The following is a 19329-nucleotide window of genomic DNA, read 5'->3' as shown; positions in this document are numbered from 1 at the left end:
AGCATGGGCCAGCCGGGCCGCACGGTCTGTTTCGGGGAGGTGCTGCTGCGTCTGGCCGCGCCGGATCGCGAGTTGCTGTTCCAGTCCGCGCGGCTGGAGGCGCGTTTTGCCGGGGCGGAGGCGAACATGGCGGTGGCGCTGGCGAAGCTCGGCCGCGCGGCAGCGCTCGTCACGGTGGTGCCGGACGATGCGGTCGGCGATGCCGTGGTCGCATCGGTGCGGATGCACGGTGTGGATGTGTCCGGCGTCAGTCGAGGCGAGGGGCGGCTCGGCCTCTACTATCTGACGCCGGGCGCGGGACTGCGCGCACCGTCGATCATCTACGACCGTGCCGATAGCCTCTTCGCGCGCGCCCGGCCGGAGGATTTCGATTGGCCTGCGCTGCTTGTTGGCGCGAGCTGGCTGCACCTGTCGGGCGTGATCCCGGCGCTCGGGCCTGACGCCGTCAAGCTCGGGCTGGCCGCGATCGAGGCGGCGCGTGCGGCAGGCGTGCGAATATCGTTCGACGGCAATTTCCGCCCGAGCCTGTGGGCGGAATGGTGCGACGATCCCGGCGCGATCCTGTCCGAGTATGTCGAGCAGGCGGATCTGCTGTTCGGCAGCCACCGCGACGTGGCGCTGCTGCTCGGCCGTCCGTTCGACGGGGACGAGCCGGATGGCCGGCGCGAAGCGGCTCTGGCTGCGTTCGGGCGATTTCCACGCCTGACCCACATCGCGTCGACCACGAGGCAGGCCCTCAGCGCAGGCCATCATCGCCTGTCCGCTCGGGTTGACGAGCGGGAGGCGTGGCACGAGACGGCGGCGCTCGACATCACCGACATCGTCGATCGGATCGGTACGGGCGATGCCTTTGCCGCCGGCGTGCTCGCCGGTCTGGACGATGGGCCAGAAGCGGCGGCCTCGCTCGGCTTGGCGGTCGCTGCGCTGAAACACGCGACGCCAGGCGACTTCAGCCAGGCGACGCAGCGTGACATTGCGGCGTTCCGGAGCGGCGGCCTGGATGTGCGTCGCTGAGCGGGCGCGCTCGGCCTCTCGAATAGTTCAACTCGCGTCGGGAGCGGCCGGAAGGTGCTCGGCCAGTGAGGCGATGCCGTCGGCAGTGAAGCGGGTGATGGCCGCACCGTCGATCTGGATCGGCCGCTCGGCGGTGAGGACGGCTGCGGCGCGATGCTCCGGATCGAGCGCCTGCCAGGCCAGCACCGCCCGCTCCAGACTGGTCACTTCGGCAAGATCCTCGTCGCCCCGCGGCACGTTCTCGAGCGAGGCGCTCATCCGCCAGTCGATCTCGCCGCCTGCCGCGGTGCCGCTCCAAGTGGCTTCGGTCATCGCTTCATCCTCCATGCGGGCCTGTCCTGGCTAGAGCGCAGGCCGGCAGCGACAGGTTCCCGTCAGGCGCCTGCTGGTGCGCGCCAACGCTCTTCATCATGAATCGATTAACCCATGTAAGCTGTTGATCCGTGAGCGGAACCCAGACCCGGAAAGGAGGTTCGAGCGGCACGACACCCTGTTGGAGAGGCCGATGGCGACCAGGACAGTCGACCGCAATGTGCAGGGCGTCAGCCCCCATGTGCTCGGTATCCGCGCAGCCCTGCGCACGAATGACCCCGCGCTCGCGGCCTTCGAAGTCGGCGACCTCTCGGTCGAGGTCAGGAGCATATCGGGCGCGGTGCTGGCGATCGTTCGGCGGGAGAGGCGTGGCGGCGTCGCGCTCAGGTTGGTGTCGCTCGAAGGCCCGTTCACGTGCACACAGGAGCGGGCGCAGCCGGGCGAGGCGGCGCGCTTCCGCGTCGAAAGCCCGCTCGGCCTCCACCGGATTACCCTATCCACGACGAGTGACATGCTGGAGCGGCTGCGCGCAACCGTGCGCTTCACGCCCGCCATGCCCCTCATCCCCGCTTTCTCGCCACGCGACCTTTATGTCCTCGGCGACGATGACGACCCGCTTGCGGCGCATGGCAGGGTCGAGGCGACGCAGCGGGGCCTGAATACCGCACTCGTCTACTTCCGCTTGGAGGAGCCGAGATTCGGCAACGTTCTCTACGTCCAGAACCTGACCGCGCTTAACGACTATCACAAAGCACTCGGCACGACGCCGAAGGACACGGCCGGCGGGCAATGGCCCGAGCTTGGCCAGCGGCTGCCACCCGCACCCGACGGCGACGAGGCCAAGGTACTGGAGGCTGGCCGCGAGGTGGCGCTCTCGGACGTCATCCTCGTCTTCCGCGCCGATGCGCCGCCGCATGAGCGGGAGTCCGCGCGCCAGTTTCTCCAGATGATGGCGGCCGCCTATGCGATGATCGAGTTGCCTCCGACCCACTATCGCGACTGGATCGGCCGCGCCGAGCGCACGCTGGCCGACCTGCACGATGCGCCCGAGGCGACGATCCGGCATTACGGCCACCGCTACGTCCACCCTTATACCGCCGCCGAATATCCGGACATCATGGTCCAGATGACGACGATCGCTGCCATCAACGATTGGGCGCGCTGGCTGGACGAGCCGCAGCCGCTGGAGGCGGAGCTTAAGGCGGGGCTGGAGAAGTTCTACGACCCCAAGCTCAAGACACTGCGACGCTACCTGCCGAACGTCGGCAAGGACAAGAATGCCGACGCGGTCGACAGCTGGTATCTCTACCACCCGCTGCTCAACCTCGGCCTGCTTGCGCTCAGGGGAGATGAGCAGGCGCACGACCTGTTCCTGCGCTCGATCGATTACGGCATCCGCGCGGCGCACCATTTCGACTATCACTGGCCCATTCAATATGACGTCACCGACTTTTCGGTGATCGAGGAAACGGCACCTGCGGATGGACGCGGGCAGACGGACGTGAGCGGTGTCTATGCCTGGGTGATGCTTCAGGCATTCGAGCTGACCGACGACAAGCGCTACCTCGACGAGGCACGCGCCGCGATCGATGCGGCAATGGGGCTGCGCTTCAACGTCAATTACCAGGCGAACCTGACCGCCTGGGGTGCCGCGGCCTGCATGCGGCTGTGGCGTATCACCAACGAAGCCGTCTATCTGGAACAGAGCTACGTCTATCTCGGCAGCTTCTTCCACAATAGCGTCATGTGGGAAAGCAAGCTCGGCCATGCCGAGCATTACGAGACGTTCATGGGCGTGACCTGCCTGCAGGACGCACCGTACATGGCGATCTACGAATGCTTCGACAGCTTCGTCGCGTTCGAACGCTACATGGACGATAGCGGCCCGGATCTGGATCCTGCCGCGCGCATGCTGGTGGGCGAATATTGCAAATATGCTCTCTCGCGCGCCTGGTATTATTATCCGGACGCACTGCCGTCCGAGGCGCTGGCGGAGAAGCAGCGCGAGCCGAACGGACATATCGACCGCAAGCTCTCCTTCCCCGTTGAGGATCTCTACCCCGACGGTCAGCCGGCGGGGCAGGTCGGGCAGGAGGTCTACGGTGCGGGCGCGGCCTTCATCTTCGCCACGCGCGGCTTCCACCATGTCGAGGGTGCGCCCTTCCGGCTGAACTGCGACCATTTCCTGCGGGCGAACGAGCGCAGTGGCGACCACGCTTTGTCGATCACGCTGGATGGCGGCGAGACCTGCACCGCCAATCTGCGGCTGGTGCGGCTGAAGCGGCGCAAGCTGCCGAAATGCACCCTGCGGACCGCAGGCGGCGACACGATCCGCCCGGTCGCGACCTCCGCCGACCGCATCGACTATCATGTCCCGGCCAGCGGCCGGGTCATCCTCACGTGGGAGTAACCATGCCGATCTCACTCACCTCGCTTGCGGGCAAGCGCATCCTCGTCTCCGGCGGCACGACCGGCATCGGCCGCGCCACGGTCGAGCTGCTGGCGGCCGAGGGCGCGCGCGTGCTGACCTTCGGCCGGCATCTGGAGGAGCTGGACGATGCGCTGGCCAACGCCACCGGTCAGGTCCACGGCCTCGTCGCCGATGCCTCCACCCGCGAGGGCATCGATCAGGTGTTCGAAGCGGTGGATGCGCAGTTGGGCGGCCTCGACATGCTGGTCGCCAACGCCGCCTTGGGTGCGCAGCCGATCCACGAGATGGAGGAGGATGCCTGGCGCAACGTGATCGAGACGAACCTTGTCGGCTATCTCGCCAGCGCGCGGCGCGCGATCAAGCGGATGGAGGGGCAGGGCGGCCACCTGCTGTTCGTCGGCTCGATCAGTACCGAGATCAAGGCCGCGGGCGAGAGCGTCTATGCCGCGACCAAGGCGGGCATCCAGGCCTTCGCCGAGACACTTCGCAAGGAAGTGGCGGAGAAGAACATCAAGGTCAGCGTGATCCAGCCCGGATCGATCGACACCGACATGCAGCAATGCAGCGAGGAGGAGAAACGCGAGGCGATCGCCAGGCACCAGATGCTCCAGGCGGATGAGATTGCCGATGCGATCCGCTTCGTCCTGACCCGCTCGGCCGCGACCGACGTGGTCAACCTGCGCATCGAGCCGCGCATCCAGAAGACGAGCTGATCCTGCCCGAAGGAGCCGCGTTGCCATGAAAGCCGCGCTGAAGACCGCCGAGGGCACGTTCGAAGTCAGGGAGGCCGAGCGGCCGATCATCCCTGCCTCCAATTTCGTGCTGGCCCGCGTGCGCGTGGCGGGCATCTGCGGCACCGATCTGCGCCACTGGAAGAAGCATGAGCCGGAGCTGGAATGCCACATCATGGGGCATGAACTGGCGGGCGAGGTGGTCGAGGTCGGCGAAGGCGTCGCCAATGTGAAGCCCGGCGACCGGGTGGTGATCGAAACGGTGATGGGCGACGGCGTGTGCGACTATTGCCGCATCCAGCGCTATAACATCTGCGAGCATCTGTATGACGTGCGGACCCGGTACGTATCGCGCGCATACGCCGAATATGTCGTCGGCCCCGCCGAGAAGTTCTACAAGCTGCCCGATCATGTCAGCTTTGAGGAAGCTTCGCTGATCGACACCTTCTCGGTCTGCCTGCATGCGCAGCATCTGTCGGGGCTGGGCATCAACGACAAGGTGGCGGTGATCGGGGCGGGGCCGATCGGTCTCGGTCAGATGATGCTGGCCAAGGCCAGCGGTGCGGACGTGATCATCTGCGATGTGGTGGACAGCGCGCTGGCCCTTGCACGCGAAGTCGGCGCCGATGCGGTCGTGAACAGCGCCGCCGAGGATCCGGTGGAGCGCGTCAAGGCATTCACCGGCGGGCGCGGCGCGGACATCGTGTTCGAATGCGTCGGCGGCGAACAGATGCCGCAGACGCTGCCGCAGGCGACGAAGATGGCGCGACGCGCGGGCAAGGTGGTGCTCGTCGGCGGCTTCGATGCGGGCGAGACCTCCATCCCGCTCGAATGGCAGCGCATCCAGATGAGCGAGATCAGCATCGTACCGAGCGCAAGCTTCGCGATGCACGAAATCTACCGCGAGCAGGGCATGGTGCTCGATCTGATCGCCAAGGGGCGGATCGACGTGAAGAAGCTGGTCACGCACCGCTTCCCGCTCGATCGGATCAACGAGGCATTCGACACGGCCGAGCGCAAGCATGAGACCGGTGCGGTCTTTGTCGCGATCACGATCTAACCCATCGCTTACGATGGCAACTTAAACGCTGCCGCTCCCGACCTTCCGTCGATTGGTCGCGTCCGCGTGCTCTAGCTCCGGGCATGTGGCTGGGATCCGGATCATTTGGACCGGCGGCTGGTTCAAACCGCGCATCGCGCCGGGCGCGTGGCGGGAGACGAAGCAGTGCGATTGAAGCCGATCCGGGAACAGGTGATCGTCGTCACCGGGGCGACCAGCGGCAACGGCCTTGCCATTGCGGAAGCTGCGGCCGCGCAGGGGGCCGCGGTCGTGCTGGCCGCGCGCAACGAGACGGCGCTCACGACGGTGAAGACGCGGATCGAGGCGGCGGGCGGGCGTGCCGCCATCTGTGTGGCCGACGTCGCTGATGAAGCCGCCGTTGAGCGCATCGCGCAGACTGCGATCGATACGTTCGGCAGGTTCGACAGCTGGGTGAACAATGCCGCTGCGGCGACCTACGGCACGCTGGAGCAGGTGCCTGTTGCGGATCATCGCCGCGTGATCGACGTGAACTATTTCGGCGTGCTTTATGGCAGCCTGATCGCCGCGCGCCACCTGCGCGGGCGGGGCGGTGCGATCATCAACATCGGTTCAGTGCTAGGCGATCGCGCGATCCTTCAGCAAGGGCCTTATTGCGCAGCCAAGCATGCGGTGCAGGGCATGACCGATGCGCTGCGCATGGAGTTGGAGCGGGAACAGGCGGGCATATCGGTCACGCTGATCAAGCCCGGCCCGATCCACACCCTCTTCCCCGAACATGCGCGAAATTACATGGACGCGCCGCCGCGGCTGCCGCCGCCGCTCTATCACCCCGATGTCGTGGCGGATGCCGTGCTGTTCGCCTGCGCCCATCCGAAGCGCGAGCTTTATGTCGGGGGCGGCGGGCTGCTGTCGTCGGTGATGGGGCAGCTTGCGCCCCGGCTGACCGACAAGGCCATGGAAGCATTCGGTACGCCGGCCCAGCAGAAGCCCGGCGACCCCGGGGATCCACACCGCCGCGACAATCTCTACGAGCCGCGCGCCGATGGGGAAAAGCGGGGCAGCCAGAACGTCTTCGTACGACGGAGCAGCCTTGCCTTGCAGCTGCAGAAGTGGCCTGGCTTAATCGGACTGGCGGCCGCGGCTGCCGCGCTGACCGTCGGTGCGCTGTCCTCTCGGCGTCGCTGACCGGAGCCAGAGGGCGGCAGGCAGGCGCCGGGTGGCGCCCGCCTCACCGTCGGATCAGCTGAGCGGCAGGCTCCAGCACTTCTTCTTCATCACACCCTTCTTGTCCCAGCATTCCTCCGCCAGCGTCGGCAGCGGCAGGTGGGCGGGCGCCGGGCGGCGGACGAAGAGGCCGTCGCCCACGGGCACGAGGCTGTTGCGAAATTCGCGCATGCGCCCTTGAGCGACCTCGAACAGCTTGCCACGCGGCTGCTCCAGGGCGGCGCGGCCGATCGATCCGGCAGCCTCGCAGAAGCCGAGCTGGGCGTGCAGCGTCGAGAAGCCGTTATAGGTGCGCGTCGTATATTGATCGAGCGCGGTCTGCCACTTCTTGCCGCCGGTCCGCTTAAAGTAGCCGCTGACCGACTTGTAGGCATCGGCCAGCTCAGCGTTATGCTGTGACAGCAGGACGTTGTAATTCTTCACCGTCGCGAGCGCGGGGGAAAATTGGCATTGCAGCGCCGCGACGTTGAGGCCGGCCCGCATGTTCCAAAGGAGGTGTGAGCGCAGTTCGGCGTCGGTCGCACCCGGCATGGGCAGGGCAATCCCGGGCTCATCTCCACGCACCGCGGAGCCGCTGAAATTGGGCGGAACCCAGAAAAGATAGGAAGCAGCGGCGCTGGAAGCCGGCGCAGTGAAGGTGACAGCTGCGGTAACCGCAGCGAGCAGGACATGGCGAAGCGGCATGATGGTAGTCTCCCCGAACCGTCCCAATAGCTTGTCGTGGGCAGGGGGGCAAAGCGGACGCAGGCTAACGCGTTAACGGCTCGACTCGTCGTCGGGGCGTTTCGTCGTGCAAGAGGTGCAACGATTGGAACGAGAAAGGGGCCGCCCGCATCGCTGCGGACAGCCCCGTCCCGAAACTCGAAATGTCGAGTGACTTACATGCCGTTCGACATGTTGTCGCCGGCCATGGCGCTGTTGTCCATGCCCATCGACGAGTTGTCCATGCCCATGCCCATGGACGAGTTGTCCATCGACATGTTGGCGTCCGCGCCCGCCGCGTCGACGGCGCTTACGTCGTTCATGGTGCCCATGTCGGACTCCATGGACATGTTGTCCATCGCCATGTTGGTGTCGGCGGTGTTGGCGGTCTCGCTGCCGCCGCAAGCGGAAACGAGGAGGGCCGCGCCAGCGATCATGCCGCCGGTCATCAGCTTGGAAACGAGGTTGCGCATGAGGTGACTCCCTAGGTGCCGATTTGGAGTGGGTTGACCCTTAATACCCAAATCGTGGTGGACATTAGCTTCAAAGACTCCGTCCCTCAAGCCATCTGCGGCAAGCCGCTGAAACGGCCACCAAGATGGTCGAAAAAAGCGGGCCCGGTTCGCCGTAGCGCGATGTCGAACGCCTCAAGCCCGATCGGTATCCCCAGTTCCGCCAGGCTGGTGACGGGAAAATCGAGCCCACACGGGACGATGCCGTTAAAATGGGACAGATCCGGCGCAATGTTTACCGAAAATCCGTGAAAGCTGACCCAGCGCCGCACGCGCACGCCGATCGCCCCGATCTTCGCTTCGCCCCGCGGACCGTTCGTCCAGATGCCGACACGCTCGGGCTCGGCCCATGCCCGCACGCCGAACTCGGCCAAAGCGGCGATCACCCAAGCTTCGATCGCATGGACAAAGCGCCGCACGTCCCGCCCGCGCTCCGCCAAATCGATGACGAGATAGCCGATCCGCTGACCAGGCCCGTGATAGGTATAACGCCCGCCGCGGCCCGCCGCGTAGACAGGGAAGCGATCGGGGACGAGCAGCTCGCCCGCCACCGCGCTGGTGCCGGCGGTGTAGAGCGGCGGATGTTCCAGCAGCCAGACAAGCTCGCGCGCACTGCCGTCCCGCACCGCGGCCGCCCGTGCGGTCATCTCCTCGAGCGCGACCGGATAAGGCGTCAGGCCTGGCGAAACGCGCCACTCCAGATCGGTCGGCAGAGACGATGACGGTTGGGAGAGCGGGGGCATCCTGTTGAAATGGCCTGCCGCGTTGTTGCCCGCAAGCGGCGCGACATTGCCGCGCCCCCGCCGAGCGGATAGGGCGCCCCTTCGAGGATTTGCCAGGGAGCAGGCATGGCGCGGGCAGCGATGGGCGACGTGTGGGAGGACACGCGACGCTTTGTCGCGCGCGAGGCAGCGCTGCTTTTCCCGCTGGCGCTGGCGACCGTGGGGCTGGCCACCTTGCTCTACGGTCTTGCCGTGCCCGAGCCGACTGGGCGTGAGATCCCGATCGGCCCGTGGGCGATCGTGCTGCTGCCCGTGCTCCTGCTGCTGATGCTGGGCGCGCTGTCGATCAGTTCGCTCGTGCTCAATTCCGGCGGCAGCGTCGGCGAGGCCCTCCGTGCCGGCCTGCGGCGGCTGGGCGGCGCGGTGGTGGCGATGCTGCTGGCCGGTGTCGCGATGACGGCGGCGCTGCTTGCCGCCACGCTGGTCGGCGCTCTGGTGGCCGTGCTCGCGCGCGGGGGCGAGGCGCAGGCGGCGACCGCATCGATGCTGCTGTTCCTGCCGCTGTCGCTCTGGTTGGCGGTGCGGTTTGCGGTGTTGATGCCGTTGCTCGCCGCGGAGCCGCCGACCCTGGCCGTGCTGGCGCCGCTCCGCCGCGCTTTCGCGCTCACCCGCGGTCATGCGGGCGGGATCGCGTGGGTGGCGTTGGTCTATGCGCTGGCGTCCGGGCTGGTGACGATGGCATTGCAGTTCAGTCTCGGCACGATCCTGTTGCTCGTCACGCGCTTGTTGGGTGTGCCGGCGGCAGGCGTGGTGCTGACGGCGGTGGTGACGGCGATCGTGGTTGCATTGCTGCAGGCAGTGTCGCTGGTGTTCCAGGCCATGCTGTTCCGCCGGCTTGCAGGCGCCGCCTAGCGCTTGTCTAGCGGCAGAAGCGGGATCTGCGGCGCCGCGTCGATCGGCAGGATGCCGCTGTGCCGCGGATCGGGGAAGGTCTCGATGGCGCGCGCGAACGGCACGAAGCCGTGTCGGCGATAGAAGCGGAGCGCGCCGGGGTGATCGAGCGTGCAGGTGTGCACCCACACCCGATCAATCCCCTTGCGCCAGGCCAGCGCCAGCGCATGACCCATCAGCCAGCTGCCCAGCCCCTTGCCCGCCAGTTCGGGAATGAGGCCGACATAGGATAGCTCGCACGTGCCGGAATGGCGGAAGTCGAGCTCCAGCATGCCCACCTCCAGCCCGGCGACATCCTCCACCGCATGGATCTGGACCAGCGGATCATGGATGATGGCGGTTAGCGCGGCATCATCCATCACCAGCCGCGAGAACCACAGCCACGGGCTGCCGACCCGCGCGAACAACGCCCGGTAGCTGGACGGGGTGGGGGAGGGCCAAGGCCGCAGGCGGAGCGGCGCGGCGGGCCTGGGGCGAGGACGCGGCCGCTCGAGCATCTCCAGCGAGGTCACGATCGTCGCCACCTCACCGTTGGAGACTGCGGTCAGGCCCGCCATGTCAGGCCCATGTCGCACGTGGCGGCAGGCTCATCAGGATGGCGTCGATATTGCCGCCGGTCTTGAGGCCGAACAGCGTGCCGCGATCGTAGACGAGGTTGAACTCGGCATAACGCCCGCGAAACGCCAGCATTGCCGCTTCATCGGCGGCGCTGGCCGGCAGGCCCATGCGGCGCCGCACGATCCTCGGGAAGATAGCGAGGAACGCGTCGCCCACCGCGCGGGTGAAGGCGAAACCTTCGTCGAACGGTGCGTCGAGATGGTCGTAAAAGATGCCGCCGACGCCGCGGTGAACCTTGCGGTGGGGGATCCAGAAATAATCGTCGGCCCACTGCTTGAAGCGCGGATAGTCGCCGACCGGTGCATGCGCCTCGCACGCCGTACGGAGCGCGGTGTGGAAGTCGGCCGTATCCTCGTCATAGGGCAAGGGCGGGTTCAGGTCCGCGCCGCCGCCGAACCAGCGCTTGGTTGTGGTCAGGAAGCGCGTGTTCATGTGGACCGCCGGCACGTGCGGGTTCGTCATGTGCGCGACCAGGCTGATGCCGGTCGCGAAGAAGTGCGGTGCGTCCGCGCTGGCGCCGTTGATCGTGCCCGCGAAATCGGGCGCAAAGGCGCCGCCGACGGTGGAGACGTTGACGCCCACCTTCTCGAACACGCGGCCCTTCATCACGCCGCGCATGCCGCCGCCGCCATCCTCGTCGCCCTCGCGCGCCCAGGGCGTGAAGTCGAAGGCGGCATCGCTGCCGGCTTCGCGCTCGATCGCCTCGAATGCGGCGCAGATGCGATCGCGCAGCGATTCGAACCAGGTGCGCGCGGCCTGCTGTTCGGTGTCCAGAGTGAGCATGGCCCCTCCTTATCGTCGGCTGGCCGCTTGTCGACGGGACGAATTGTCTCAGGCGGGGAGGCGCCCTGTCTGGCGCAGCGCCTCGCCAAGCGCGATCCCAGCCGCCACCGCCACGTTGAGCGAGCGCCGCCCCGGCATGAGGGGGATGCGGACGAGCAGATCGGCAGCTTCGTGGACATGGTCGGGCGCACCGCGGCTCTCGGACCCCAGCAGCAGCACATCGTCGGCGCGGAACTCGGCCTCGGTGTGCGTCATCGTGCCGCGGGTGGTCAGCAGCACCAGCCGGCCGGGCGTGGCCGCGCGAAACGCGGCCCAATCGGCATGCCGCCGCCATTCGGCGAGATCGGCATAGTCCATGCCCGCCCGCCGCAGCGCCCGGTCGGAGAAAGCGAAACCGCAGGGCTCAATGATGTCGACGCCCACGCCGAAGCAGGCGGACAGCCGCAGGATCGTACCGGCATTGCCGGCGATATCGGGTTCATGAAGCGCGAGGCGCATGACGATGCTGCTAGCGCCCTGCGAAGCCGCGGAAAAGCCGTCCGCTGCCCTCGTGCGATAAACCCGCGATGACGCAGCGCGGCGAACCGGGCAATTCATGGGTTGGCAAGCGCGCGTCGGCAGCGCTATCAGCCGGCCTTGGCGGGGGCTTCTTACATCCGAACCGCCGTTCCGGACTCCGGCAGGGGGAGCGGCATGCTCCGCCCTGCCGTCCGTGCAATGAGTTTCTAATGGGGCTTCCTTGATGGCGACGCTCGACCAGACCGATCTTCCCCCGGGTGAGGCGCCGCCGCCCGAACATGGCCTGCGCCGCCGCGACTGGCTGAACGTCGCCGCGGTCAGCTTCGCCGGCGTCGGTGCCGCGGCGATCGTGATCCCGCTGGTCAACCAGATGAACCCGTCGGCCGACGTGCTCGCGCTCGCCTCGATCGAAGTGGACATCTCCAAGATCGAATCCGGGATGGGGATCAAGACCAGCTGGCGCAAGCAGCCGGTCTTCATCCGCAACCTGACGCCCGCCGAAGTCGCCTCGGCGAACAAGGTGCCGGCCTCGTCGCTCCGCGATCCGCAGACGCTGGCGGAGCGGACCAAGGAGGGCAAGCAGAACTGGCTGGTTCAGCTGGGCGTCTGCACCCACCTCGGCTGCATCCCGCTCGGCATCGGCGAGGGTGAGAATAAGGGCCCGTTCAACGGCTATTTCTGCCCGTGCCACGGCTCCGCCTATGACGAGGCAGGCCGCATCCGGCAGGGCCCCGCGCCGAAGAACCTGGTCGTCCCCGACTATGCGTTCAAGTCCGACACCGTGATCCAGATCGGCTGAGGTAAGAGAGATGAGCTTTCCCTGGGCCGCCCATTACGCCCCCAAGCACCCGCTGATGCGCTGGCTGGACGAACGGCTGCCGATGCCGCGCCTCGTCTACAATGCGATCGGCGCTGGCTATCCGGTGCCGCGTAACCTCAACTATTTCTGGAACTTCGGCGTGCTCGCCGGCCTGGCACTGGTGATCCAGATCGTCACGGGCGTCGTGCTGGGCATGCATTATGCCGCGAACGGCGGGGTCGCGTTCGATTCGGTCGAGAAGATCATGCGCGACGTGAACCAGGGCTGGTTCATCCGCTACGCGCACGCCAACGGGGCCAGCTTCTTCCTCGCGGTGGTCTACATCCACATCTTCCGCGGCCTCTATTACGGCTCCTACAAGGCGCCGCGCGAAATGGTGTGGCTGATCGGCGTGGTCATCTTCCTGCTGATGATGGCGACGGCGTTCATGGGCTACGTCCTCCCCTGGGGTCAGATGAGCTTCTGGGGCGCGCAGGTCATCACCGGCTTCTTCTCCGCCATTCCGGTGGTGGGCGAGCCGATCCGCATCTGGCTGCTCGGTGGCTATGCGCCGGATAACGATGCGCTGAACCGCTTCTTCTCGCTCCACTATCTTCTGCCGTTCGTGATCGCCGGCTGCATCATCCTGCACATCTGGGCGCTGCACATTCCGGGCTCGAACAACCCGACCGGCGTGGACGTGAAGGGCCCGCAGGATACGGTGCCGTTCCATCCTTACTACACGGCCAAGGACGGCTTCGGCGTCGGCGTTGCGCTGCTCGTCTTCTCGCTGTTCCTGTTTTTCATGCCGAACGCGCTCGGCCACCCGGACAACTATATCCCGGCCAACCCGCTCTCGACGCCCGCGCACATCGTGCCGGAATGGTACTTCCTACCCTTCTACGCGATCCTGAAGGCCTTCACCGGCGACTTCCTGTGGATCCCGGCGAAGCTGTGGGGCGTGCTGGCGATGTTCGGCTCGATCCTGCTGCTGTTCTTCCTGCCGTGGATCGATCGCTCGCCGGTCCGCTCGTCCAACTATCGCCCGCTCTACAAGAAGTTCTTCTGGGTGCTGGTGGTCGACGTGATCCTGCTCGGCTATCTCGGCCAGGCGGAGCCGAACTGGAAGACGGTGCTGGCGAGCCAGATCTGCGCCGGATATTATTTCGCGCACTTCCTGATCATCCTGCCGATCGTCTCGATGATCGAGCGGCCGCTGCCGCTGCCGCGCTCCATCTCCGAGTCCGTGCTGCACGGCGAAGATGAGGAGAGCGCGCCCTACGGCGTCGCCGATGCCAGCCATGCAGGCCACGGCCCCGCGCCGCAGCCCGCCGCCTGAAGCCCAAGGAGCGACACACACGATGTTCCGCCTGTTCGCCCCGCTGATCGCGCCGATCGTCGGCCTTGGCTTCCTCTTGTCGCTGCTGTTCGCGATCGTCACCGCCTCCTACGAGTCGGAGCCGGAAAGCACGCAGCAGCGCTTCCACCTCGAGCATAAGGAGCTGAAGCTCGCGTCCGATGGCCCGCTCGGCAAGTATGACCGGGCGCAGCTGCAGCGCGGCTTCCAGGTCTACAAGGAGGTTTGCGCGGCCTGTCACTCGATGCGGCTGGTCGCCTTCCGTCACCTCGAAGCGCTCGGCTTCACCGCACCCGAGGTGAAGGCGATCGCCAGCCAGTGGCAGATCGAGGTTCCGTCGATCAATCCGGACACGGGTGAGCCCGCGACGCGCAAGGCGCTGCCGTCGGACTTCATGCCGAGCCCCTATGCGAACGAGACGGCCGCGCGTGCTGCGAACAACAATGCGCTGCCGCCGGATCTTTCGCTGATTACCAAGGCGCGCGAGGGCCATGCGCCCTACGTCTATTCGCTGCTGACGGGCTATCGCGATCCGAAGACCTACAAGAACGAGCATGGCGAAGCGCTGCCGGCCGACGGCCAGCCGCCCGCAGGTCTGCACTTCAACCCGTACTTCCCGAACCTCAACATCGCGATGCCGCCGCCGCTGACCGCCAACGGCCAGGTGACCTATACGGACGGTACGCCTGCGACGGTCGAGAATTACGCCAAGGACGTCTCCGCCTTCCTCGTCTGGACGGCCGAGCCGGAGCTGGAAGGCCGTCACCGGGCGGGCGTGGCGACGATCATCTTCCTGCTGATCGCGACGACGCTGGCCTACATGGCCTACCAGAACATCTGGCGGGACAAGAAGAAGCACGGCAAGCGCACCAGCCTGACCGACGCCTGAGCGTTCGACACATGACAGGAACGGGGCGGGGGCATCGGTCGATGGCTCCGCCCTTTTCGTTTGATCGGGGCCGGCCGCATCAGCAGTCGCACCCTCAAGGAGCGCACAGGTGACGGCGAGCGGCAGGCTGGGCATCATCGGCGGCAGCGGGCTTTACCGCATGCCCGGGCTGGCCGATGCAGCGTGGCGGACGGTCGAGACTGCGTGGGGTCACCCGTCCGACCAGCTGTTGTTCGGAACGCTAGCAGGTCGGGAGATCGTGTTCCTGCCCCGCCATGGCCGCGGCCACCGCATCGCGCCGGACGAGATCAACGCCAGAGCCAACATTGCGGCCTTGAAAGCGGCGGGGTGCACCGAGCTGCTCGCCGTCTCCGCTGTCGGCAGCTTCCGCGAAGATCTGGCGCCCGGAAGCTTCGTCGTCGTCGATCAGATGGTCGACCGCACCGTGCGCCAACCGCGCAGCTTCTTCGGCGACGGCATTGTCGGCCATGTCTCCTTCGCGCGGCCGACCTGCGCCCGCCTCGGTGCGCTCGCAACGGCCGCGCTGATCCAGTTGGGCGTGCCTCATGCCACATCGGGCACGATGCTGGTGATCGAGGGACCGCAATTCTCCACTGCCGCCGAAAGCCGGCTGCATCGGGCGTGGGGCATGGATGTGGTTGGCATGACCGGCCTGCCCGAGGCGCGGCTCGCCCGTGAAGCGGAGCTTTGCTACGCCAGCGTGGCGATGGTGACGGATTACGATGCCTGGTCGGACGCGTCCGTCTCCACGGACGACATCGTTCGCGTGCTTGCGGCGAATGCCGGCACCGCGCAGGCGCTCGTCGCCGCAGTGGTGGCCACGCCTTCAGGCGCGACGTGCGGCGAGGGGTGTCGCCACGCGCTGACCGATGCGGTGATCACGGCGCGGGATGCGTGGCCGGATGCGAGCCGCGCACGGCTGGCCCTGTTGAACCAGGAGCGTTTTGGATGAGCGACAATCAAGACTTGCGCGCACTGGTGCGCACCATCCCCGACTTTCCGAAGCCGGGCATCCAGTTTCGCGACATCACCACGCTTCTGCTGGACCCATGGGGCCTCGCACAGACGGTTGAGCGGCTGACGGCGCTCGCACCCGAGGGAATCGATCTCGTCGCCGGGATCGAGGCGCGGGGCTTCATCTTCGGGGCGGCTGTCGCCGCACGGCTGGGTGTCGGCCTCGTCCTGATCCGCAAGGACGGCAAGCTGCCGGGCGCGACCGTCGCGGTCGACTATGCGCTCGAATATGGCAGCGATCGCATCGCCATGCATGAGGATGCGGTGATCCCCGGCCAACGCGTGTTGCTGGTGGACGATCTGCTGGCGACCGGCGGCACCGCGCTTGCGGCCGCGCGGCTGATCCGGCTGGCAGGCGGCGAGGTGGCGGCGGCGGCGTTCGTGATCGACCTGCCCGATCTCGGCGGCGGAGAGGCGCTGGCCGCCGACGGGGTGCCGGCGCGCAGCCTGATGGCGTTCGACGGGGATTGAAGCGTCTCACGCCTCTGGCCGCGCTGCTTGTGCTGGCGGGATGCCAGCCACCGCACGTGGAGGGCGCGGCCTGCGACGCAGGCGGTCGGCTTGGCTTCGCGCTCGGCGAGACTGCTGGCTGGTTCGGCAGCTCGCCCGCGCGGCCGAAGAGCGTGACGGTGATGCACATTGGCGGCGGCGAGCAGGTTTGGAACAGCCGTGCACCGGATCATGGCCTGATCGCGCGGATGATCGGCGCCGGGGAGCCGCAGCGTCCGATCCTCCTCTACGGCGCGGCGCTGCCCGGCTGGATGACGAGCGAGCCTGCTGCATCGCTGTTGAGCGGCGAGCATTATTGGGCGCACATCTGGACGGACGGGGGAATGGCGACGATCGAATGGACGCAGGGTGCCAAGTTGCCGGCATGCCCAGGTTCGGCGGGGCGGCTGGCGCCTGGCTGAGCCTTCGGGTGTAGCGAGGACGCGCTCGGCTCAGCCCGGCCGCCGCCGCCCCATCGGTCCCGCGATATAGGAGCAGACGCGCTCCCCATGCTGGTTCAGCACCGCGTTGCGCAGGCGAAAGCTGCCCATATCGGGGCGCGAGCGCGAAGGGGGTGACCTCAAGCACCTCGGTTTCCATGCTCAGCACATCGCCGGGGTAGACGGGCTTGTGCCAGCGCAGCTCGTCGATGCCGCCGGCACCGAGCGACTGGAAGCCGGTGCGATCGATCTCCTCAACCGTCATTGCCATCGCCATCGAGCAGGTGTGCCAGCCCGATGCGGCAAGGCGGCCGAAGTGCGTGCGTGCCGCCGCTTCGTCGGAGAGATGAAATGGCTGGGGATCGTAGGCCCGGGCGAAGGCGAGCACCTCGTCGCGATCGACTTCGTAGCGGCCGAAGCGCCGGATTTCTCCCACGCGCAGATCGTCCAGCCATTCCTCCGCATGCGCATAGACGAAGGCGGTGGAGCCGTCTTCGAGCGAGACGAGGATACGGGCGTAAGCGTCGGTCTCGTAAGCGTCGGCGGCGTGCAGGTCCGCCTCGCTCAGCGCGTAGACCATGCCTTCGATGCGGTCGGCCGGATCGTGGCTGCGGCGGAGGATCGGATAAGTGCCGCCCCCGCCGAGCTCAGTGGCGGGGGAATCGTCCAGCTGGATCGTGCCGGCGGAGAAGCCTGTCAGCACCGCCGGGGCGCCGTCCAGCAGACGACCGAACAGCGCCTGCTGCACCTCGGGCCGCTGCAGCGTGCCGTAGCTGAACAGCCGCGCTTTAGACATTGAAGCGGAACAGCAGCACGTCGCCGTCCTTCACGACATAGTCCTTGCCTTCGGAGCGGAGCTTGCCGGCCTCACGCGCACCGGCCTCGCCGCCCGTCGCGATGTAATCGTCATAGGCGATCGTCTCGGCACGGATGAAGCCGCGCTCGAAATCGGAGTGGATCGCACCTGCCGCCTGCGGCGCCTTGGAGCCGGCCGGGATCGTCCAGGCGCGCGCTTCCTTGGGGCCAACGGTGAAGAAGGTCAGCAGGTGGAGCAGATCATAGCCCGCGCGGATCACGCGGGCGAGGCCGGTCTCGGTCAGCCCCAGATCGGCGAGGAAGTCGGGCCGGTCCTCGGGCGCCATGGTGGCGATCTCCGCCTCGATCGCGGCGGAGACGACCACCGCCTTTGCGCCTTCGGCCGCTGCCTTTTCGAAGACGCGGGCGGACAGCGCATTGCCATCGGCCGCCGCACCCTCATCGACGTTGCAGACATAGAGGACGGGCTTGGCGGTGATGAGCTGCGCCTGTTCGAAGTGGCGGGCCTCATCCTCGTCCTTCGGCACGGTCAGCCGGGCGGGCTTGCCGTCGCGCAGAAGATCGAGCGCCTGCGCCAGCACGCCGGCGGCAGCCTTTGCTTCCTTGTCGCCCTGCGCCGCCTTCTTGGCGAGTGCGGGCACGCGCTTTTCGAGGCTTTCGAGGTCGGCGAGCATCAGCTCGGTCTCGACCGTCTCCGCATCGGCGATGGGATCGACCTTGCCCTCGACGTGCGTCACCTCGCCCTCGAAGCAGCGCAGCACGTGGATGATCGCGTCCGTCTCGCGGATGTTGGCGAGGAACTGGTTGCCGAGGCCTTCGCCCTTGCTGGCGCCGCGGACAAGGCCGGCGATGTCGACGAAGGCGAGCTGCGTAGGCACGACCCGCGCCGACTTGGCGATCTCGGACAGGCGGTCCAGCCGCGGATCGGGCACGGCAACCTGGCCGACATTCGGCTCGATCGTGCAGAAAGGATAATTGGCCGCCTGCGCCGCGGCAGTCTCCGTCAGCGCGTTGAAGAGAGTCGATTTGCCGACGTTCGGCAGGCCGACGATGCCGCAGCGGAAACCCATTCGATGCTCCGGGAGGGAAGGATTGGCCCGCCCGTTACCGGTTGACGGCGCCGATGGCCAGAGCGGCGGACGCTTGCCTCAGTCCGGGCGGGCGGCCGCCTTCAGCGCGCCGTCACCCAGCACGATCGTTGTCGCGCCCTTGGTCGCCTCGATCGCCTGGAGGAGGCGCAGATTGGCCAGCGCCGGATTGTCGGTGACGAGCCGCGCCGCATTGGCGAGCACGCGCAAGGCGGCCTGCTCGCCGCGCGCACGTTCCAGTGCCGCCTGCGCTTCCACCTTTGCGCGTGCGACATCGGTGAACATCTTGCGCGTCTCGGGCGGCAGATTGATTGCGGTGAGCAGCACCTGCGGGATCGCCGCACCGGGCAGTGCATCGGCAAGGCGCGCGGCGATCGCCTCGACCAGCGGCTGGGGCTCGGCGATCAAGTCGGCCAGCATGTGCCGGCCGGTCTCCTCCAGGGCCGCCGCAGCGAGAAGCGGACGCAGCGCCGGGTGGGCGGCAGACAGCGGGAGTTCTGGCAGGTGTGCTGGCGGCGCCGCAATCGGCTGCGATTCGGCGAACAGGCGAGCGTCCTGCACCGCCACGACCGGGACTAGCACCAATCGGAAGGCGAACTGGTCGCGCGAGAGCACGCTCATCTCGGGCACGGTCACAGGCAGCGGCAATGTCGGGACGGTGAGCACGCGCGAGCGGGTGCCCATGTTCCACCAGCCATAGCGGCCGGGCGGCAGCTCCCGCACGAAGCGGCCGTCACGGTAGAGCAGGCCAGTATTGCCGGGATAGATCGTGACGTGCTGGCGCTGGCTCCAGGCCCCCGCCGCCGCCACGAGGATCGCCAGCGCCAAGGCGATCAGGAGCAGCTCGGTCATGCG

General features: G+C 67.2%; 21 protein-coding genes and 1 pseudogene. 12 read left to right on the top strand and 10 right to left on the bottom strand.

The window, feature by feature from the left end; translation table 11 throughout:
- The first annotated feature begins 3 nt into the window (after positions 1-3).
- Entirely contained in the window at positions 4-1014 is a 1011-nt protein-coding gene (locus BM360_RS06025) for a sugar kinase (RefSeq protein ID WP_093312276.1), read from the top strand.
- A gap of 27 nt (positions 1015-1041) precedes the next feature.
- Here BM360_RS06025 and BM360_RS06020 read toward each other — a convergent pair whose 3' ends face one another.
- Positions 1042-1326 carry a hypothetical protein gene (locus BM360_RS06020; RefSeq protein WP_093313810.1) on the bottom strand — a complete coding sequence of 95 codons (285 nt, stop codon included), beginning with the start codon at positions 1324-1326 and terminating at the stop codon, positions 1042-1044.
- Between the two features lie 193 nt (positions 1327-1519).
- Between BM360_RS06020 and BM360_RS06015 the strand changes: the two genes are divergently transcribed.
- The 4 genes from BM360_RS06015 (at position 1520) to BM360_RS06000 (ending at position 6715) form a co-directional block, all read left to right on the top strand.
- Positions 1520-3736: a hypothetical protein gene (locus BM360_RS06015; protein ID WP_093312269.1), complete on the top strand. Its 2217-nt coding sequence runs from the start codon at positions 1520-1522 to the stop codon at positions 3734-3736.
- Between the two features lie 2 nt (positions 3737-3738).
- The gene (locus BM360_RS06010) at positions 3739-4470 is read left to right on the top strand and encodes an SDR family oxidoreductase (protein WP_093312263.1); all 732 of its coding nucleotides are present in this window, start codon (positions 3739-3741) and stop codon (positions 4468-4470) included.
- A gap of 25 nt (positions 4471-4495) precedes the next feature.
- A complete protein-coding gene (locus tag BM360_RS06005; RefSeq protein ID WP_093312257.1) occupies positions 4496-5548 on the top strand; it encodes a zinc-dependent alcohol dehydrogenase in 1053 nt (350 codons plus the stop codon).
- Between the two features lie 171 nt (positions 5549-5719).
- Complete coding sequence (locus tag BM360_RS06000) at positions 5720-6715, top strand: SDR family oxidoreductase (RefSeq protein ID WP_207544533.1); 996 nt, start codon at positions 5720-5722, stop codon at positions 6713-6715.
- Positions 6716-6769: 54 nt separating this feature from the next.
- Here BM360_RS06000 and BM360_RS05995 read toward each other — a convergent pair whose 3' ends face one another.
- The 3 genes from BM360_RS05995 to lipB all read right to left on the bottom strand — a co-directional run bounded on the left by BM360_RS05995 (position 6770) and on the right by lipB (position 8711).
- Positions 6770-7285: a hypothetical protein gene (locus BM360_RS05995; RefSeq protein ID WP_242653335.1), complete on the bottom strand. Its 516-nt coding sequence runs from the start codon at positions 7283-7285 to the stop codon at positions 6770-6772.
- A 347-nt stretch (positions 7286-7632) separates the two neighbouring features.
- Positions 7633-7929: a hypothetical protein gene (locus BM360_RS05990; protein WP_093312247.1), complete on the bottom strand. Its 297-nt coding sequence runs from the start codon at positions 7927-7929 to the stop codon at positions 7633-7635.
- Between the two features lie 86 nt (positions 7930-8015).
- Positions 8016-8711: a lipoyl(octanoyl) transferase LipB gene (gene lipB / locus BM360_RS05985; RefSeq protein ID WP_093312244.1), complete on the bottom strand. Its 696-nt coding sequence runs from the start codon at positions 8709-8711 to the stop codon at positions 8016-8018.
- Between the two features lie 105 nt (positions 8712-8816).
- On the opposite strand from lipB, the gene BM360_RS05980 reads away from it, so the two are divergent.
- On the top strand, positions 8817-9602 hold the full coding sequence (locus BM360_RS05980; RefSeq protein ID WP_093312242.1) for a hypothetical protein: 786 nt from the start codon (positions 8817-8819) through the stop codon (positions 9600-9602).
- On the opposite strand, the gene BM360_RS05975 is transcribed toward BM360_RS05980, so the two are convergent.
- Genes BM360_RS05975 through BM360_RS05965 form a run of 3 tightly spaced genes read right to left on the bottom strand, consistent with a single transcriptional unit; the run spans position 9599 to position 11540 of the window.
- A complete protein-coding gene (locus BM360_RS05975) occupies positions 9599-10198 on the bottom strand; it encodes a GNAT family N-acetyltransferase (RefSeq protein ID WP_093312238.1) in 600 nt (199 codons plus the stop codon). The genes BM360_RS05980 and BM360_RS05975 overlap by 4 nt on opposite strands.
- Before the next feature lies 1 nt (position 10199).
- Positions 10200-11042, bottom strand: coding sequence for an oxygen-dependent coproporphyrinogen oxidase (gene hemF / locus BM360_RS05970; RefSeq protein ID WP_093312235.1), 843 nt, complete (start codon positions 11040-11042; stop codon positions 10200-10202).
- Positions 11043-11090: 48 nt separating this feature from the next.
- Positions 11091-11540 carry a tRNA (cytidine(34)-2'-O)-methyltransferase gene (locus BM360_RS05965; RefSeq protein WP_093312232.1) on the bottom strand — a complete coding sequence of 150 codons (450 nt, stop codon included), beginning with the start codon at positions 11538-11540 and terminating at the stop codon, positions 11091-11093.
- A gap of 244 nt (positions 11541-11784) precedes the next feature.
- Here BM360_RS05965 and petA point away from each other — a divergent pair, with 244 nt between their 5' ends.
- The 6 genes from petA to BM360_RS05935 all read left to right on the top strand — a co-directional run bounded on the left by petA (position 11785) and on the right by BM360_RS05935 (position 16552).
- Complete coding sequence (gene petA / locus BM360_RS05960; protein WP_093312230.1) at positions 11785-12360, top strand: ubiquinol-cytochrome c reductase iron-sulfur subunit; 576 nt, start codon at positions 11785-11787, stop codon at positions 12358-12360.
- Positions 12361-12370: 10 nt separating this feature from the next.
- On the top strand, positions 12371-13699 hold the full coding sequence (locus BM360_RS05955; protein WP_093312227.1) for a cytochrome b: 1329 nt from the start codon (positions 12371-12373) through the stop codon (positions 13697-13699).
- 22 nt (positions 13700-13721) lie between these two features.
- A complete protein-coding gene (locus tag BM360_RS05950) occupies positions 13722-14606 on the top strand; it encodes a cytochrome c1 (RefSeq protein WP_093313806.1) in 885 nt (294 codons plus the stop codon).
- A gap of 109 nt (positions 14607-14715) precedes the next feature.
- The gene (gene mtnP, locus BM360_RS05945; RefSeq protein ID WP_242653334.1) at positions 14716-15579 is read left to right on the top strand and encodes an S-methyl-5'-thioadenosine phosphorylase; all 864 of its coding nucleotides are present in this window, start codon (positions 14716-14718) and stop codon (positions 15577-15579) included.
- The gene (locus tag BM360_RS05940; RefSeq protein WP_093312224.1) at positions 15576-16112 is read left to right on the top strand and encodes an adenine phosphoribosyltransferase; all 537 of its coding nucleotides are present in this window, start codon (positions 15576-15578) and stop codon (positions 16110-16112) included. The genes mtnP and BM360_RS05940 overlap by 4 nt, the downstream gene beginning before the upstream one ends.
- Positions 16109-16552 (top strand): hypothetical protein, encoded by a 444-nt coding sequence (locus BM360_RS05935; protein ID WP_093312222.1) that lies wholly within the window; start codon positions 16109-16111, stop codon positions 16550-16552. Before BM360_RS05940 ends, BM360_RS05935 begins: the two co-directional genes overlap by 4 nt.
- A gap of 211 nt (positions 16553-16763) precedes the next feature.
- Here BM360_RS05935 and BM360_RS20100 read toward each other — a convergent pair.
- The 3 genes and pseudogenes from BM360_RS20100 to BM360_RS05920 form a co-directional block, all read right to left on the bottom strand.
- Positions 16764-17366, bottom strand: a pseudogene (locus BM360_RS20100) (gamma-glutamylcyclotransferase); the annotation flags it as partial.
- The gene (gene ychF, locus BM360_RS05925) at positions 17359-18456 is read right to left on the bottom strand and encodes a redox-regulated ATPase YchF (protein ID WP_093312219.1); all 1098 of its coding nucleotides are present in this window, start codon (positions 18454-18456) and stop codon (positions 17359-17361) included. The pseudogene BM360_RS20100 and the gene ychF, both read right to left, overlap by 8 nt.
- 78 nt (positions 18457-18534) lie before the next feature.
- The gene (locus BM360_RS05920; RefSeq protein WP_131819191.1) at positions 18535-19326 is read right to left on the bottom strand and encodes an SPFH domain-containing protein; all 792 of its coding nucleotides are present in this window, start codon (positions 19324-19326) and stop codon (positions 18535-18537) included.
- Positions 19327-19329 lie beyond the last annotated feature (3 nt).

Origin of the sequence: Sphingomonas jatrophae, assembly GCF_900113315.1 — a bacterium.
In the GTDB taxonomy this organism is placed as follows: domain Bacteria; phylum Pseudomonadota; class Alphaproteobacteria; order Sphingomonadales; family Sphingomonadaceae; genus Sphingomonas_P; species Sphingomonas_P jatrophae.
This window is presented reverse-complemented; position numbering and strand designations above follow the sequence as displayed.